The organism is Paenibacillus sp. EZ-K15 (genome assembly GCF_002573715.1).
Classification (GTDB): domain Bacteria; phylum Bacillota; class Bacilli; order Paenibacillales; family Paenibacillaceae; genus Paenibacillus_AQ.
In genome coordinates, this window is sequence record NZ_PDHM01000006.1 from 1 (window position 1) to 650 (window position 650).

Here is a 650-nt window from a genome sequence, read left to right on the forward strand (position 1 = left end):
ATAAAGATTTGTCCTGGTATGTATAGAGGGGTATTGGATATGACAGATAATTTTTGGCGTGATTTACCGCGGCCTTTTTTTATACTGGCGCCCATGGAAGATGTGACGGATGTTGTGTTTCGTCATGTTGTAAGTGAAGCAGCCAGACCGGATGTGTTTTTTACGGAGTTTGCGAATACAGAGAGCTATTGTCACCCGGAGGGGAACCACAGTGTGCGCGGACGTTTGACTTTTACAGAGGATGAACAGCCCATGGTAGCCCATATCTGGGGAGATAAGCCGGAATACTTTCGTCAAATGAGTATCGGCATGGCGAAAGAAGGGTTTAAAGGCATCGATATTAATATGGGTTGTCCTGTAGCGAATGTAGCAGAGAACGGGAAGGGAAGCGGGCTGATCTGCCGTCCCGACATTGCAGCGGAACTTATCCAGGCCGCCAAAGCCGGGGGACTGCCCGTCAGTGTAAAAACAAGGCTCGGTTTTAGTAGCGTAGACGAATGGCGCGACTGGTTAACCCATATTCTGAAACAAGACATTGTGAATCTGTCCATTCATCTGCGGACAAGAGATGAGATGAGTAAAGTCGACGCTCATTGGGAACTGATTCCGGAGATTAAGAAACTTCGTGATGAGGTGGCTCCAGACACACT

1 protein-coding gene is annotated in these 650 nt (G+C 48.0%); it reads left to right on the plus strand.

Features of this window, described 5'->3' with window-relative positions:
• Positions 1–39 precede the first annotated feature (39 nt).
• Positions 40–650: tRNA dihydrouridine synthase (locus CRG97_RS03665; RefSeq protein WP_161952910.1), on the plus strand; the 611-nt coding region annotated here is incomplete at its 3' end.